At 62.6% G+C, this 13,911-nt stretch carries 13 protein-coding genes and 1 pseudogene; 6 read left to right on the top strand and 8 right to left on the bottom strand.

Features of this window, described 5'->3' with window-relative positions:
* Position 1: 1 nt before the first annotated feature.
* On the bottom strand, positions 2-2,029 hold the full coding sequence (locus HWV67_RS02090; RefSeq protein WP_175649703.1) for an alpha-1,4-glucan--maltose-1-phosphate maltosyltransferase: 2,028 nt from the start codon (positions 2,027-2,029) through the stop codon (positions 2-4).
* A 139-nt stretch (positions 2,030-2,168) separates the two neighbouring features.
* On the opposite strand from HWV67_RS02090, the gene HWV67_RS02085 reads away from it, so the two are divergent.
* On the top strand, positions 2,169-2,336 hold the full coding sequence (locus tag HWV67_RS02085; RefSeq protein WP_175649702.1) for a hypothetical protein: 168 nt from the start codon (positions 2,169-2,171) through the stop codon (positions 2,334-2,336).
* A 484-nt stretch (positions 2,337-2,820) separates the two neighbouring features.
* Here the strand turns inward: HWV67_RS02085 and HWV67_RS02080 are convergent, their stop codons facing one another.
* Positions 2,821-3,642 (bottom strand): AraC family transcriptional regulator, encoded by an 822-nt coding sequence (locus HWV67_RS02080; protein WP_175649701.1) that lies wholly within the window; start codon positions 3,640-3,642, stop codon positions 2,821-2,823.
* 118 nt (positions 3,643-3,760) lie between these two features.
* Between HWV67_RS02080 and HWV67_RS02075 the strand changes: the two genes are divergently transcribed.
* On the top strand, positions 3,761-4,978 hold the full coding sequence (locus tag HWV67_RS02075) for an MFS transporter (protein ID WP_175649700.1): 1,218 nt from the start codon (positions 3,761-3,763) through the stop codon (positions 4,976-4,978).
* A 54-nt stretch (positions 4,979-5,032) separates the two neighbouring features.
* Here HWV67_RS02075 and HWV67_RS02070 read toward each other — a convergent pair whose 3' ends face one another.
* From HWV67_RS02070 to HWV67_RS02060, 3 genes are all read right to left on the bottom strand, one after another.
* On the bottom strand, positions 5,033-6,703 hold the full coding sequence (locus HWV67_RS02070; RefSeq protein ID WP_175649699.1) for an MFS transporter: 1,671 nt from the start codon (positions 6,701-6,703) through the stop codon (positions 5,033-5,035).
* 297 nt (positions 6,704-7,000) lie between these two features.
* On the bottom strand, positions 7,001-7,315 hold the full coding sequence (locus HWV67_RS02065; RefSeq protein WP_175649698.1) for an AzlD family protein: 315 nt from the start codon (positions 7,313-7,315) through the stop codon (positions 7,001-7,003).
* On the bottom strand, positions 7,305-8,021 hold the full coding sequence (locus HWV67_RS02060) for an AzlC family ABC transporter permease (RefSeq protein ID WP_256679992.1): 717 nt from the start codon (positions 8,019-8,021) through the stop codon (positions 7,305-7,307). Before HWV67_RS02060 ends, HWV67_RS02065 begins: the two co-directional genes overlap by 11 nt.
* A gap of 146 nt (positions 8,022-8,167) precedes the next feature.
* On the opposite strand from HWV67_RS02060, the gene HWV67_RS02055 reads away from it, so the two are divergent.
* Entirely contained in the window at positions 8,168-9,031 is an 864-nt protein-coding gene (locus HWV67_RS02055) for a LysR family transcriptional regulator (RefSeq protein ID WP_175649697.1), read from the top strand.
* A 10-nt stretch (positions 9,032-9,041) separates the two neighbouring features.
* On the opposite strand, the gene HWV67_RS02050 is transcribed toward HWV67_RS02055, so the two are convergent.
* Positions 9,042-9,497, bottom strand: a complete 456-nt coding sequence (locus tag HWV67_RS02050; RefSeq protein WP_175649696.1) for an NUDIX hydrolase — start codon at positions 9,495-9,497, stop codon at positions 9,042-9,044.
* Positions 9,498-9,631: 134 nt separating this feature from the next.
* On the opposite strand from HWV67_RS02050, the pseudogene HWV67_RS02045 reads away from it, so the two are divergent.
* Positions 9,632-10,310: pseudogene (locus HWV67_RS02045) on the top strand (B3/B4 domain-containing protein).
* A 9-nt stretch (positions 10,311-10,319) separates the two neighbouring features.
* On the opposite strand, the gene HWV67_RS02040 reads toward HWV67_RS02045, so the two are convergent.
* Complete coding sequence (locus HWV67_RS02040; protein WP_175649694.1) at positions 10,320-10,871, bottom strand: hypothetical protein; 552 nt, start codon at positions 10,869-10,871, stop codon at positions 10,320-10,322.
* Positions 10,872-11,312: 441 nt separating this feature from the next.
* Between HWV67_RS02040 and HWV67_RS02035 the strand changes: the two genes are divergently transcribed.
* Positions 11,313-12,221, top strand: a complete 909-nt coding sequence (locus HWV67_RS02035) for a DUF2167 domain-containing protein (RefSeq protein WP_175649693.1) — start codon at positions 11,313-11,315, stop codon at positions 12,219-12,221.
* Positions 12,222-12,307: 86 nt separating this feature from the next.
* Here HWV67_RS02035 and HWV67_RS02030 read toward each other — a convergent pair whose 3' ends face one another.
* Positions 12,308-12,982 (bottom strand): hypothetical protein, encoded by a 675-nt coding sequence (locus HWV67_RS02030; protein ID WP_175649692.1) that lies wholly within the window; start codon positions 12,980-12,982, stop codon positions 12,308-12,310.
* A 108-nt stretch (positions 12,983-13,090) separates the two neighbouring features.
* Here HWV67_RS02030 and HWV67_RS02025 point away from each other — a divergent pair, with 108 nt between their 5' ends.
* A complete protein-coding gene (locus HWV67_RS02025; protein ID WP_175649691.1) occupies positions 13,091-13,903 on the top strand; it encodes an NYN domain-containing protein in 813 nt (270 codons plus the stop codon).
* Positions 13,904-13,911: the final 8 nt, after the last annotated feature.

The following is a 13,911-nucleotide window of genomic DNA, read 5'->3' as shown; positions in this document are numbered from 1 at the left end:
TCTAGTTCGCTTTGTCCAGACGCCAGATACCGAACGGCAGGTGCCAGGGCTCGATACGCATCCACTGGGTCTTGCCGTGCCAGTTCCAGCGGTGGCCGGTCATCAGGTCTTCGCCGCGGGTGGTGGCGTTGTCATCCAGCCCCAGTTCCCATAGCGGCAATTCGAAGTGGGCTTCCTGGGCGTTGTGCGGATCGAGGCTGACCGCCACCAGAATGAAGCCCTCGCCATCGGGATCGGGCTTGCCGAAATAGACGATGTTGTCGTTCCAGGCGTTGTAGAAGCGCACGCCCAGGTGACTTTGCAGCGCCGGTTGCTGGCGGCGGATGCGGTTGAGCTGGGCGATCTCGGCAATGATGTTGCCGGGCTGGGTGAAGTCGCGCGGACGGATCTCGTATTTCTCCGAGTCCTGGTACTCCTCCTTGCCGGGGATCGGTGTCGCTTCGCACAGTTCAAAGCCCGAATACATGCCCCACACCCCCGAACCCATGGTCGCCAGGGCGGCGCGGATGAGGAAGCCGGCGCGCCCGCTGTGGTGCAGGAAGAACGGGTTGATATCCGGGGTGTTGACGAAGAAGTTGGGCCGGTAGCACAGCGACCACGGCGGCTGGTCGAGGGTCTGGAAATACTCCTCGATCTCGGCCTTGGTGTTGCGCCAGGTGAAATAGGTGTAGCTCTGGCTGAAACCGACCTTGCCCAGCCGCGCCATCATCCCCGGCTTGGTGAAGGCCTCGGCGAGGAAAATCACCTCCGGGTGACGGCCGCGAATATCGGCGATCAGCCATTGCCAGAACGGCAGCGGCTTGGTGTGCGGGTTATCGACGCGAAACTGCTTCACGCCCTCTTCCACCCAGCCCAGCACCACATCGCGCAGCGCCAGCCACAGCGAGGGAATGGCGTCGGGCGCATAGAAATCGACGTTGACGATGTCCTGGTACTTCTTCGGCGGGTTTTCCGCGTAACGAATGCTGCCGTCCGGGCGCCAGGAGAACCAGCCGGGATGCTCCTTGAGCCAGGGGTGGTCCTGGGAGCACTGGATGGCGAAGTCGAGGGCGATTTCCAGGCCATGCTCGGCGGCGGCGGCCACCAGCCGGCGGAAGTCTTCGCGGCTGCCCAGTTGCGGATGGATGGCGTCATGGCCGCCGTCGGCGCTGCCGATGGCATAGGGGCTGCCGGGGTCGTCCGCCCCGGCCTGCAATGCATTGTTGCGGCCCTTGCGAAACTGTTTGCCGATGGGATGGATGGGCGGGAAGTACAGCACGTCGAAGCCCATGTCGCGGATCATCGGCAGGCGTTCGTGCACGTCATTGAAGGTACCGTGGCGCTGCGGATCGTCGGTGATCGAGCGCGGGAACAGCTCGTACCAACTGGCGAACACCGCCCGCTCGCGCTCCACTTCCAGGGGGAATTCCGGGCTGCGGCTGAGGTAACTGCGCGGTTCGGCCTGGGCCATCAGCACCCGGGTCGGGGCGGCCATCAGCAGTTCCACCTGGGCCTGCGCCGGGAGCCCTTTGCGCAGGCGCTTGGCGATCGTCAGCAATTGCTCGCGCAGCGGGCCGGCGCTGCGTTCGGCGCCGTGCTCCAGGTGCAGGCGGCCTTCCTTCAGTTCCAGGGCGATGTCCACGCCGGCGCTGAATTTCTTCTCCAGATCGTGACAAAAGGTGGCATAGCCATCGATCCACGCCTCGATCAGGAACAGGTGCCGGCCCACCTCGTTGATGCTGAATGCCGCCTGCCAGCGGTCATTGCCCAGCGCCGCCATCGGAATGCTGTGCCAGCGCCGGCTGCGGGCCTGACGCCAGTTGAGGGTGACCGCGAGCACGTCATGGCCATCGGCGAACACCGAGCTGTTCACCGTCACCGTCTTGCCCACCTCGGTCTTGACCGGAAACAGCCCGGCGTCGAGCACGGGACTGGTGTTCTCGATCACCACACGCGGCAGCAACAAGGCCTGGGACAGGCTCAGGGGTTCGTCGGCGGGGCTGTCGCCACCGGCCATTCGCTCGGTTTCGAAAGGCTCATTGCGGGTCATCGAACATCGCTCCGTTACGGCTGGCGGTAATGGTTCAGAGCAATGGCTGGCGCGGGGGTTCAATAAAAAGTGAGCGATGCCGGGAGCGTGAGGTCGAAGCCTTGAACGCCGCAATCAACGTCCTTTAGAGGTAAGGCCAATGAATATCCCTATTCCGGCAGAAACGCCCGATCCGAATATCGACGACCCGAACCTGCCACCACCGGATCCGGTGCAGGAGCCCGAAGGCGTGCCGGTCAAGCCGACCGTTCCGCCTACCGTAGGCGACCCGCCCAATGAAGAGCCTCCGGTGAAAGGCCAAGCATAGACGGCTTGCGGGGCTCTGCTTGGGGATTTTGGTGGGAGGTTGGGTGGTTGGATTGGTAGGTTTTGGAGATCAGGGCTCGGTCGTTTTGGGCGTGGGTGTGTGGCTGTCTTTCGGTCATGTGATGGCGGTCATGTGCTAGCCGAGGGTTTTTCAGCGCCCTCGAGATCGAGCGCCGCCCGCGCGGCGCTTCGCGAGCAAGCTCGCTCCCACATTTGTTGCAACGAGCCTATGTCTGTCAGGCCATGGTTGACTGCCTTGTTGGCTCGACTCGATTTAAAGGTTGGCGCCCCCGCCGCCTAAAACGCTCCAGCCATGCACCAAGGCTGGCAACGCCTATCCCACAGGCCATGGCGCGTTGCAGCAAATGTGGGAGCGAGCTTGCTCGCGAAGCGCCGCGCGGGCGGCGCTCGATCTCGAGAGCGCTGAAAAATCGTCGACTAACACCCCGCCGCCGCTACTCGGTCCGTCGCCAAACACATCCCCCCTAACGAAAAAACTGACTCGGCGTCCGCCCGAAATGCTTCCTGAACATCGCCGTAAACGCACTCGGGCTGTCGTAACCCAACTCCCCCGCCACATCGATGATCTTCTCACCCACCGCAATCCGCTCCAGCGCCAGCAGCAACCGCGCTTGCTGCCGCCACTGGCCGAAGGTCATGCCGGTTTCCTTGCGAAACAGGCGCTGGATGGTTTTTTCATCAAGGCCCAGGTGCGCGCTCCAGTCGGCCAGGGTGGAGCTGTCACCGGGCTTGCGCTGCAGCGCCGCGCACACGGTACACAACCGCGGATCGCTGGGTTGCGGCAGGTTCAGCGGCAAGGTCGGGAGGATTTCCAGCTCATCAAGGATCAGGCGCATCACCCGGGCCTCGCGGGAGTTCGCTGCATGGGGATGACGCATGCCCACCGAAACCTTGATCAGCTCACTGAGCAAGGTCGAAACGCTCACCGCGCAGGTCTCGGCAGGCAGGTCGAGGTGCTCGCCGGGCTGGACGAACACGCTGCGCATCTTCACCGCGCCGACGCAGCGAATCGAATGCACCTCGCCCCTGGGCATCCAGATACCCCGGCTCGGCGGCACGGTCCACTGGCTGTGCGCCGAGCGCACCACCATAACGCCTTCGATGGCGTAGATCAGTTGGTGCTTTTCGTGGGCGTGCGGCGGGATCTGCCAGTTCTCCGGGTAATCGGTGGCGCTGCTGCTGACCATCCAGTCGGCCTGGTCGATGGCGCGGAGAAATTCATCCAGTGGTCTGATCATCTTGCCCTTTTCTCGACAGTCGTCTCCCGAATCGCGTGAGACAGGCATTCGCCCGGCGCCTAGCATAGCCCTCGCTCCACTCGATCCTGAACCCCCGTGAGCGCATTTCTTCGCCGGCCGCAGTGCCGGCAGCGAATGCGCCGCGCCTTGCCCCGGAAGGTCCAGCATGTCCACCAGTACCACCGCGTCATCCTTTTCCACCGCGTCGGTCGCGAGCCAGGCCAGCCCCCTGGTCATGCGCGTGATCGGCGCCTGCGCCCTCGCCCACCTGATCAACGACCTGATCCAGGCGGTGCTGCCGTCGATCTACCCGATCCTCAAGGCCAACTACGGCCTGAGCTTCACCCAGATCGGCCTGATCACCCTGACCTTCCAGCTCACCGCCTCGCTACTGCAACCCTGGGTCGGCTACCACACCGACCGCCATCCCAAGCCCTGGCTGCTGCCGACCGGTTCGATCTGCACGCTGATCGGCATCCTGTTGCTGGCCTTCGTCGGCAGTTTCGAGTCGATCCTGCTCGCCTCGGCGCTGGTCGGCATCGGCTCGTCGACCTTCCACCCGGAAGCTTCGCGCATCGCCCGGCTGGCTTCGGGTGGCCGCTACGGCCTGGCGCAGTCGACCTTCCAGGTCGGCGGTAATGCCGGCAGCGCCTTCGGCCCGTTGCTGGCGGCAGCGATCATCATTCCGTATGGCCAGGGCCACACCGCCTGGTTCGGCCTGTTCGCGCTGTTCGCCATCGGCGTGCTCTACGGCCTGAGCCGCTGGTACCGCGAGCACCTGACGCTGTTCAAGCTCAAGGCCGGCAGCCAGGCCACCCACGGCCTGTCGAAAAACCGGGTGACCTTCGCCCTGGTGGTGCTGGCGCTGCTGGTGTTCTCCAAATACTTCTACATGACCAGCTTCACCAGCTACTTCACCTTCTACCTGATCGAGAAATTCGACCTGTCGGTGGCCAGCTCGCAGCTCTATCTGTTCCTGTTCCTCGGCGCAGTCGCGGCGGGCACCTTCTTCGGCGGGCCGATCGGTGACCGCATCGGCCGCAAGGCGGTGATCTGGTTCTCGATCCTCGGCGCCGCGCCGTTCACCCTGGCGCTGCCCTACGTGGACCTGTTCTGGACCAGCGTGCTGAGCGTAGTAATCGGCTTCATCATGGCTTCGGCGTTCTCGGCCATCGTGGTGTATGCGCAGGAACTGGTGCCGGGCAATGTGGGGATGATTGCGGGAATTTTCTTCGGCCTGATGTTCGGCTTTGGCGGGATCGGCGCGGCGCTGCTGGGGTATCTGGCGGATATCCACGGCATCAATGAGGTGTACACCTTGTGCTCGTACCTGCCGTTGCTGGGGATCCTGACGATTCTGTTGCCGTCGACCAAAGGCGTGTGAAGCTTGCGGGCCTTATCGCAGCAGTTCTGCGCGATAAGGCCCGAAAACGTCAGTTCAAAGAATCTCGCGATCCTTGGTTTCCGGCAGGAAGAACGTGCCGAGGATCGCCGTCATCACCGCGATGACGATCGGGTACCACAGCCCGTAGTAGATATCACCGGTCGCCGCGACCATGGCGAAAGCCACGGTCGGCAGGAACCCGCCGAACCAGCCGTTGCCGATGTGGTACGGCAGTGACATCGAGGTGTAGCGGATCCGCGCCGGGAACAGCTCCACCAGCCAGGCGGCAATCGGTCCGTAGACCATGGTCACGTACAGCACCAGGATGGTCAGCAGCAACAGCACCATCGGGTAGTTGGTCTTGGCCGGGTCGGCTTTTTCCGGGTAGCCGGCGTCTTTCAGCGCGGTGCCGAGGGTGGCAGTGAAGGCGTCGTTGGTGGTCTTGAAGTCCGTCGCCGGCATGCCGGTGCCTTCGAAGCTGGAGATCACCTTGTCGCCAATACGGATCTGCGCCACCGTACCCGCCGCGGCTTTCTCGTTCACGTAGGGGATAGCTTTTTTCGCCAGCACGGTCTTGGCCAGGTCGCAGGAACTGGTGAAACGCGCCTTGCCCACCGGGTCGAACTGGAACGAGCACTGCGCGGGATCGGCGATCACCGTCACCGGGTTCTGCGCCTGAGCGCGGTAGATGTCGGGGTTACCGAACTCGGTCAGGCCCTTGAAGATCGGGAAGTAGGTCAGCGCCGCGAGGATGCAGCCGGCCATGATGATTTTCTTGCGGCCGATGCGGTCCGACAGACTGCCGAACAGAATGAAGAACGGCGTGCCGATCAGCAGCGAGCCGGCGATCAGCAGGTTGGCCGTCTGCGGGTCGATCTTGAGCATCTGCAGCAGGAAGAACAGCGCATAGAACTGCCCGGTGTACCAGACCACTGCCTGCCCTGCCGTACCGCCGAGCAGCGACATGATCACTACCTTCAGGTTGTCCCAACGGGCGAAGGATTCGGTCAGCGGCGCCTTGGACGCCTTGCCTTCAGCCTTCATCTTGTTGAACACCGGCGACTCGTGAAGCTGCATGCGGATGTACACCGAGACGATCAGCAGCAGAATCGACAACAGGAACGGAATCCGCCAGCCCCAGTCCTCGAAAGCCTCGGTACCGAGGATGGTGCGACAGGCAAGGATCACCAGCAGCGAGAGAAACAGGCCGAGGGTCGCGGTGGTCTGGATCCACGACGTGAAGAAACCGCGCTTGCCGGGTGGCGCGTGCTCCGCCACGTAGGTCGCCGCCCCACCATACTCGCCACCCAGCGCCAGGCCCTGCAACAGGCGCAGGGTGATCAGAATGATCGGCGCCGCCACGCCGATGGTGGAATAGCTGGGCAACAGCCCCACCACTGCGGTGGAGACGCCCATGATGACGATGGTGATGAGGAAGGTGTGTTTGCGCCCGATCATGTCGCCCAGGCGGCCGAAGAAGATCGCGCCGAACGGTCGCACGGCAAAGCCGGCGGCGAACGCCATCAGGGCGAAGATGAAGGCAGTGGTTTCATTGACGCCGGCGAAGAAATGCTTGGCGATGATCGCCGCGAGGGAGCCATAGAGATAAAAGTCGTACCACTCGAACACCGTACCGAGGGACGAGGCGAAGATCACCTTGCGTTCCTCTTTGGTTATACCGCGCCTGGGTTCGCTGCCAGGGGTCGTACTGTCGACTGCCGCCATGATGTTCTCCGTCTTGTTCTGGTAGGCCGGAGCTTTCCGCGATCCATTCGCACGCACTCTGGCCAAGAGAGGCTGATGACTTCGGATCACGGACTGCGCCGGGCCTTTGGAACAGGCGGCGGCCTCGCTTTTTTGCACGCACGCTTGAAGCATAATCAGGCTTGGCTAGATATCCAGTCGCCAGTATCGATGCGGGGCTTTGACTTGGGTTTGGGGGCTAGGCTTTGCGAGCTTTTCCATTGGATGTGGCGAGGCTGCCGGCCCCTTCCGCCCCGAAATACCGCGAAGAACCCTTTTTCAGCCCGCCAACTGACGAAACAGTGCCGCCGCAACAACCCCGGCAGCAATCGCCGGCAGCGGCTTCTTAACCAGCAGCATCACCAGGGCCGTGCTCGCCAGCGCCACCCGCGCGCCGTTGTCGCCACTCACCGCTAGAGGCGTCAGCACCGCCACCAGCACCGAGCCGGACATCGCGCCGATAAACTGCTGCACGCGGTGGCTGATGGGCACAAAGGACATCACGAACACTCCGCCCCAGCGTGTCGCCAGGGTCACCAGCGCCATGACCAGAATGATCAACAGCGGCCCGTCGCCGCTGGTTTCAATGTTCATTTTTCTTCTCCATCCACAGCGCCCCGACGATCCCGCCGGCCAGCGCACCGACCACCACATGACTGTTTTCCGGCAGATACCAGTAGGCCAACAGCGCAGAACCGGCAGCGATGGCCCAGATCAGCAGCATGCGCAGGTTCTTCTGCCCGCCCACCACCATCGCCAGCAGGAAGCAGCCCATGACCATGTCCAGGCCCCAGCTCACCGGGTCGCTCACCAGATTGCCGAAATACAGGCCCAGCCAGGTGCCGAGAATCCAGGTGCTCCACAGCGCGAGCCCGCCGCCCAGCAGAATGCCCAGTCCCGGTTTGCCGGCGGACAGCGCCTGCATCGACATCGCCCAGTTGGCGTCCGACACCACCAGCATCACCCCGTAGCGCCGCGCGCGCGGCAGTTCGCGCAGCCACGGGTACAGCGTGGCGCCCATCAGCAGGTGGCGGGCGTTGATGGCGAACACGGTGACGATCAACGGCACCAGCGGCACCTTATCGCCCCACAAATCCAGCGCGGCGAATTGCGACGCGCCGGCAAACACCAGGGTGCTCATCCACATGATCGAAACACCATCCAGCCCTGTCTGCGCCGCAGCCAGGCCAAAGGCCAGACCGAACACGACGACGAACATGGAAATGGGCAGCAGTTGTTTAAACCCGCCCCAGACTTCATTCAACCCCAGCTCCGTGGAGCCCTTGGCAACCGACAACACAACTACCTCCTCTGGCGATCTCTTGGATGGAACGCTACGTTCAAGCCTGTACGGACGCCGGCCACTATCCCCCAGACACACGTTCGCGAAAAGCGCATATTATTCGCCGCAGCTATTTGTTAATCGAATACGAGAGGCGGCCTCCCATGCAGGACCTGCAGATCGACTGGCTCAAATGCTTCGTCGCGGTGGTGGATACCGGTTCGCTGTCCAATGCCGCGCCCGAAGTGCACCGCTCGCAGTCGGCGGTGAGCATGCAATTGAAAAAACTCGAAGCCGCAGTGGGCCGACAACTGCTGGTGCGCGATTCGCGCCAGCAGCAACTGACGCCCGACGGCCAGGTGCTGCTGGGCTATGCCCGGCGCATCCTCGACCTGCACAGCGATGCCCAAAACGCTTTCAGCGGCGACGAACTGACCGGCCGGATCCGCCTCGGCGTCCCCGACGACTACGCGGCCAGGTACCTGACCCCGGTGCTCAAACGCTTCGCCCTGCGCTATGGCGCGGTGGACATCGAGCTGGACTGCGAACAGTCCACCGCGCTGATTCCCAGGGTGGAGAGCGGTGAGCTCGACCTCGCGCTGATCTCCCGCGATCACCCCCGCCGCGGCACTTTGTTGTTTCATGAACCGTTGGTGTGGGTCGGCTCGCCGCAATTCGACGTCTGGCGCCGCGATCCGTTGCCCATCGCCACCTACGAGAGCACCAACCTGGCGCGGCGCTGCGCCATTCACTCCCTGGCGTTGCAGGGCCGTGATTACCGGGTGGTCTACAACAGCTCCAACCTCGCCGGGCAGATTGCCGCGGTGGAAAGCGGCCTGGCGGTCGCCGTGCTGACCCGCTGCAGCGCGCCGGAGCACCTGGAAATCCTCGGCGCGGAGCACAACCTCGGACCGCTGGAACCGATGGAAGTGGCGGTGTACCGCAGCCGCAATTCGCAGGGGTCGAAGCCGGTGGACAGTCTTTATGGGCTGTTGATCAAGACGTTGAGGGCGGCGGTGATTGCCTGAGGCTGGCCGCTCAGCCGCCACGTTCCTGCGCCAGCGCCATCATCTCCAGCAATCTTTCCGGATAAACCGTCGCCTGAGTCGTGCGCAACTCTTCCTCCGACCACCAATGATGCTCCGCCATCACCCGTGTCTCATGCTCGGTCCAGCCCGCACGGGACAACTGCTGCGAAGACGCCCGCACGACAAAATACTGCTCCACGGAAATCACGTCCTCGCCACTGGGCAGGCGCATGACGAAGCGCCGATCACCCACCGGTTCGCCAACATCAATGACTTCGATACCGGTTTCTTCGAACAACTCGCGAATCGCCGCCTGCCGGAAGCTCTCGTCCTGCTCCAGGCCACCGCCGGGCGTGGCCCAGTGCTCCTTGCCGGCCAGGGCGTCGTCGGTATGGACGAACCTGAACAGCAGCACTTCCTGACCGGGGCTGATCACCAGCAACCGGGCCGACTTTCTTTCACGCATGACGGAATCTTCCTGAATCGTTATTAGAAAAACTGATTTCGCATTCGCGCTATTCATCATGGCTAATGCCGGCCGGTGGTAGAAATACCGGCCTGCTCTGCCCTATCAAGCGTTGCCCTGGAGAACCGAATTCGATGCTCTGCGTTATCCCTCAGGTGGCCCCCGACGTCACCGCCTCGCCCCGGTTTCCGCGCCCTGAGCATCACCGTCGAGGCTGCGCCGCTGATCAACCCCAACGCCGCCGACGCCGCCATGCAACGCGCCGCGCAAGTACTCGCCGGCAACGGCCCGGTCTGGGCCGACGCTCATCTCGCCGCCTGGGCTGAGGTGTTCCGCAGTTTCGGCGCCAAGCCGCAACGCACACCCTGCTCCGCCGAGGCGCTACGCAAGCGCTTTCAGCGGGACGGCAAACTGCCGAGCATCGACCCGCTTGTCAATCTGTACAACGCCATCAGCCTGGAGTACGCCATTCCCGTCGGCGGCGAGAACCTCGCCGCCTACAACGGTACGCCGCAGTTGGTGATCGCCGATGGCAGCGAGTCGTTCGACACGGTGAAGGACGGCCAGCCGTTCAACGAAGCCCCGGAGCCCGGCGAAGTGGTCTGGCGCGATGACAGCGGCGTCACCTGCCGCCGCTGGAACTGGCGTCAGGGTGTGCGCACGCGCCTGGATGAACAGGCCCGGCACATGTGGTTTATCCTCGAAAGCCTGCCGCAAATGCCGCTCGATGCCCTGCACGAAGCGGGCGAGCGGCTGGAGGAAGGGTTGCGTTCGATGATGCCGGGCGTGGTGATCGAGCGGGTGATGGTCTGAGCGAAGGACTCAACGACCCTTGGTGTGCGCGTCGAAGTCCTCGAGCACTTTGAAATGCTGGCGAACCCACTGCTGGCACTGCTTGCACAGCGGTTTGTACTGCACGGAATTGCCGATGATCTCGTAGGACGCGATGGTGATCACATTCGCCCGCACCCCGTTCATCATCAGGTACAGGGCCAGGTTGCCTTCGGCGCAGTTGTGGGTGGCCCAGGTTTCGGCGGAAACGATCGCAGGTCCGGTGAGCCGGCTGCGGTAGGTCACCAGATGCTGGTTGGCCATGGTGATGAGCCGGGCCTTGACGTCAGGCATGGTCAGGGCGCCGCCGCCGTGCCCTTCGGCGTTGAGCGTGGCGCACAACAGCTTGCGCCCGGTATCGCCGCTGATGCCGATATAGGTCTTGCGCTCCTGAGCGTCGCGGGTCCGCCCACTGGACTCGGTCCTGCCCAACGTAGAGACCCCGATGCAGACACAGGAAGGATTGCCGTGTTCGGCAAAGTTGGCCTTGGCCAGGTCCTTCATTTCCTTGATGACGTTCTTGCCGGTGATCGAGGTTTTCATACTGCGCGGTCCTTGAGGTGGCTATCCGATGCCCAACAGTGACGGCCCGTTCGCACCCGATACCGCAGCGCACCAAAAGCAGCCGCACAAGCGATTGGCAATCTAACCGTATGGCTAATTGCTAGCAATGCTTATCTTGGGGCCTGCTAGTGTGGTGTTTCGCAAGTAACGCTCATATTTTTTCGGCCTATTGCCTCGGCTGCCCGGCCGACGCTCGCCAAGAGGTCCTCGGCCTTTCGATACCAGCGAAGCGGTCGAGGGTTGGCGTTGCAAGTGGACAAGTAGCACTCAATCGAAGGCCCCGAAACCCCGGTGCTCATGAACTCCGTCGACGGCCCGGAGCTGTCGCCGCAGTAGCGCGCTAACACGAGACCCTGGCGATTTACCAGTCCCCTAAGCTATCCTGCGCGACCAAATTAATTCAAATTGTAAGGGATTACGATGAAATATCTGCGCCAGCTGTTGGCGGCAGTGTTGCTCTGCGCAACCACTTTGCCCGCCATCGCCGCCAGCACTCCCGCGTCTGCACCAACCGCCAGCGAACAACCGCAACAGACCGCCGAACAGTGGCTGGCCACGCTCAAGCCACAGCACGGCAACATCACCCTGCCCGGCGGCATCGCCAGCCTGCAACTCAACAACGAGTTCTACTACCTGTCGCCAGACGACACCGAGCGCCTGCTGACCGAAGCCTGGGGCAACCCACGGGGCTTCAAAACCCTCGGCATGATCATCCCGACCGCCGTCAGCCCACTGGAGGCAAACGGCTGGGGCGTGATCATCAGCTACAAGAACGACGGCCACATTTCCGACGATGACGCCGCCAAGATCGACTACGCCGACCTGCTCGAGCAGATGAAGGCCGATGACGAGGAAGATAACAAGGCGCGTCGCAAGGAAGGCTATGCCGGCCTGACACTGCTGGGCTGGGCCGAGCCGCCGAGCTACGACCAGGCTACCCACAAGATGTACTGGGCACGAGAGTTGAAGGCCGACGACGCCGAGCAGACCACGCTGAACTACAGTATCCGCGTGCTGGGCCGCGAAGGCGTGCTGGAACTCAACGCCGTGGCAGCGATGGCCGACCTGCAGACAATCAAGCAGGAAACGCCGAAGATCCTCGCCTTCACCAACTTCACCGACGGCAACCGCTACGCCGACTACGACGCCAAGACCGACAAGCTGGCGCCCTACGGCCTGGCCGCCATGGTCGCCGGTGGCATCGCCGCCAAGGCGGGCCTGTTCGCCAAGATCGGTGTTGCCTTGTTGGCGTTCAAGAAGTTCATCATCCTCGGCTTGGTGGCCATCGCCGGCGTCCTCGGCAAGCTGTTCAAGCGCAAGCAATCCTGATTCTGGTCTGGCTCAGCCTTGATGGGCGGGGCACCTACAACCAACGTGCCCAGGGTCTGTATGAAATGCCTTGCCTGACCTTCGTCTCAAGGCTTTTCATACAGAGCCTGGGGCTTGCAGCGAACCAGCGCCAGATAGATTCCCGAGGGTGCCTTGTCCGGATCGATGAAGTTCGCCGTCGCTGTCTCGCACACCAGTACCGGCTCCATCGCCAGCTCAAGACGTGGAGCACCGCCGTACCAAGGATCTTCGTCGTCCAGCGCTGCCGAGAACGCGCTCAACATGTCTTCGCGGGAATGAAATTCCGGGTGGTAGACGAAAGAGCCCGACTGGCCGTCATAGAAGCGCGAAAACACCAGCATGACGATGCCCCAGCGCTCCACGCTGTCATTGCAGGCAATACGCGGGATGGTCTTGGCAAGGTCGCGGCGAATCTCCAGAACCTTGGTAAAAGCGTTCTTGTTGTTGTGGACCACCTTGAATTCGATGGAAACCGACGGCTCTTCATCGCGCAGGTCCTGCACCCACACATCCACCTTGTAGCGTTCCGCAGCGATCAGCCAACGAGGCACATTGCTCCACTCGCCCAACCGCTCGCCCAGCCCGAACCGCTCGCGATTGATATCAAGCAATGCCGCAGACTCAAGACTGACCCAGAGTTCGGGAGCTACAGTGACAGCCAGCGAAGACAACATCCGCCGCCGCTCATCCTGTTGGAAATGGGTGATCAGGTAATCGAAAAACGCGGGAACGAATGGCATCGGCCAACTCCTGTATGGCAAACATCAAACCGCCACTATACGGCCTCACTCGAGAACAATGCAGGCCAGAATGTTCGGCACTGAAGACACCAGACCCAAGGATGATCCATGGCCATCACCCACGCTTCCCACAACCAAAAGCGTCTCGCCGTCCTGATCGACGCCGACAACGCTGCGGCGAGCATCGTCCAGGGGCTGTTCGAGGAAATCGCCAAATACGGCATTGCCAACGTCAAGCGCATCTACGGCGACTGGACAGGCCCGCAACTGGGAGGCTGGAAAAAGGTCCTGCTCGAACACTCCATCCAGCCCATCCAGCAGTTCGCCTACACTAAGGGCAAGAACGCCACCGACAGTTCGTTGATCATCGACGCCATGGACCTGTTGTACACCCGGCGCTTCGATGGTTTCTGCCTGGTATCCAGCGACAGCGACTTCACCCGCCTCGCCTCGCGCCTGCGTGAGGAAGGCCTGACGGTCTACGGCTTCGGCGAAGAAAAAACGCCGAAGCCGTTCGTGGTCGCCTGCGACAAGTTCATCTACACGGAACTGCTGCACGACAGCGTTCCGGTCGCGGCGGGCAATGGCAACAGCCGCCCCGAGCCAGAAGCGGTCGCCGCCCCGGAAACGCCGAAAAACGACAGCAAACCCGCCACCCGAAAACCACCCAAGGCCCCGGTGGGCTTCATCGCGAAGATTCTGGATGACATCGCCGACGAGGATGGCTGGATTCAACTCGGCGCGCTGGGCACCAACATCAGCAAGTTGCGACCCGACTTCGACCCGCGCACCCACGGCTACAAGAAACTCAGCGACCTGATCAAGGGCCACCCGGAGCACTTTGAATTACAAACGCGGACAACCACGGGAACAGGCGGCTCGGTCATCTATGCCAGGCATCGGCAGCCTGATAAAGCCTGAGCCGGCGT

Source organism: Pseudomonas sp. Marseille-P9899 (genome assembly GCF_903166565.1).
Lineage (GTDB): Bacteria > Pseudomonadota > Gammaproteobacteria > Pseudomonadales > Pseudomonadaceae > Aquipseudomonas > Aquipseudomonas huaxiensis.
The sequence above is the reverse complement of the archived record's forward strand: the minus strand, read 5'-3'. Positions and strand labels throughout refer to the sequence as shown.

Coding starts and splice junctions, on each gene's coding strand:
- HWV67_RS02035 (WP_175649693.1), top strand. CDS start 11,313: ATGAAATATCTGCGCCAGCTGTTGGCGGCAGTGTTGCTCTGCGCAACC.
- HWV67_RS02025 (WP_175649691.1), top strand. CDS start 13,091: ATGGCCATCACCCACGCTTCCCACAACCAAAAGCGTCTCGCCGTCCTG.
- HWV67_RS02050 (WP_175649696.1), bottom strand. CDS start 9,497: ATGCGTGAAAGAAAGTCGGCCCGGTTGCTGGTGATCAGCCCCGGTCAG.
- HWV67_RS02030 (WP_175649692.1), bottom strand. CDS start 12,982: ATGCCATTCGTTCCCGCGTTTTTCGATTACCTGATCACCCATTTCCAA.
- HWV67_RS02055 (WP_175649697.1), top strand. CDS start 8,168: ATGCAGGACCTGCAGATCGACTGGCTCAAATGCTTCGTCGCGGTGGTG.
- HWV67_RS02085 (WP_175649702.1), top strand. CDS start 2,169: ATGAATATCCCTATTCCGGCAGAAACGCCCGATCCGAATATCGACGAC.
- HWV67_RS02070 (WP_175649699.1), bottom strand. CDS start 6,703: ATGGCGGCAGTCGACAGTACGACCCCTGGCAGCGAACCCAGGCGCGGT.
- HWV67_RS02080 (WP_175649701.1), bottom strand. CDS start 3,642: ATGCCTGTCTCACGCGATTCGGGAGACGACTGTCGAGAAAAGGGCAAG.
- HWV67_RS02075 (WP_175649700.1), top strand. CDS start 3,761: ATGTCCACCAGTACCACCGCGTCATCCTTTTCCACCGCGTCGGTCGCG.
- HWV67_RS02065 (WP_175649698.1), bottom strand. CDS start 7,315: ATGAACATTGAAACCAGCGGCGACGGGCCGCTGTTGATCATTCTGGTC.
- HWV67_RS02090 (WP_175649703.1), bottom strand. CDS start 2,029: ATGACCCGCAATGAGCCTTTCGAAACCGAGCGAATGGCCGGTGGCGAC.
- HWV67_RS02040 (WP_175649694.1), bottom strand. CDS start 10,871: ATGAAAACCTCGATCACCGGCAAGAACGTCATCAAGGAAATGAAGGAC.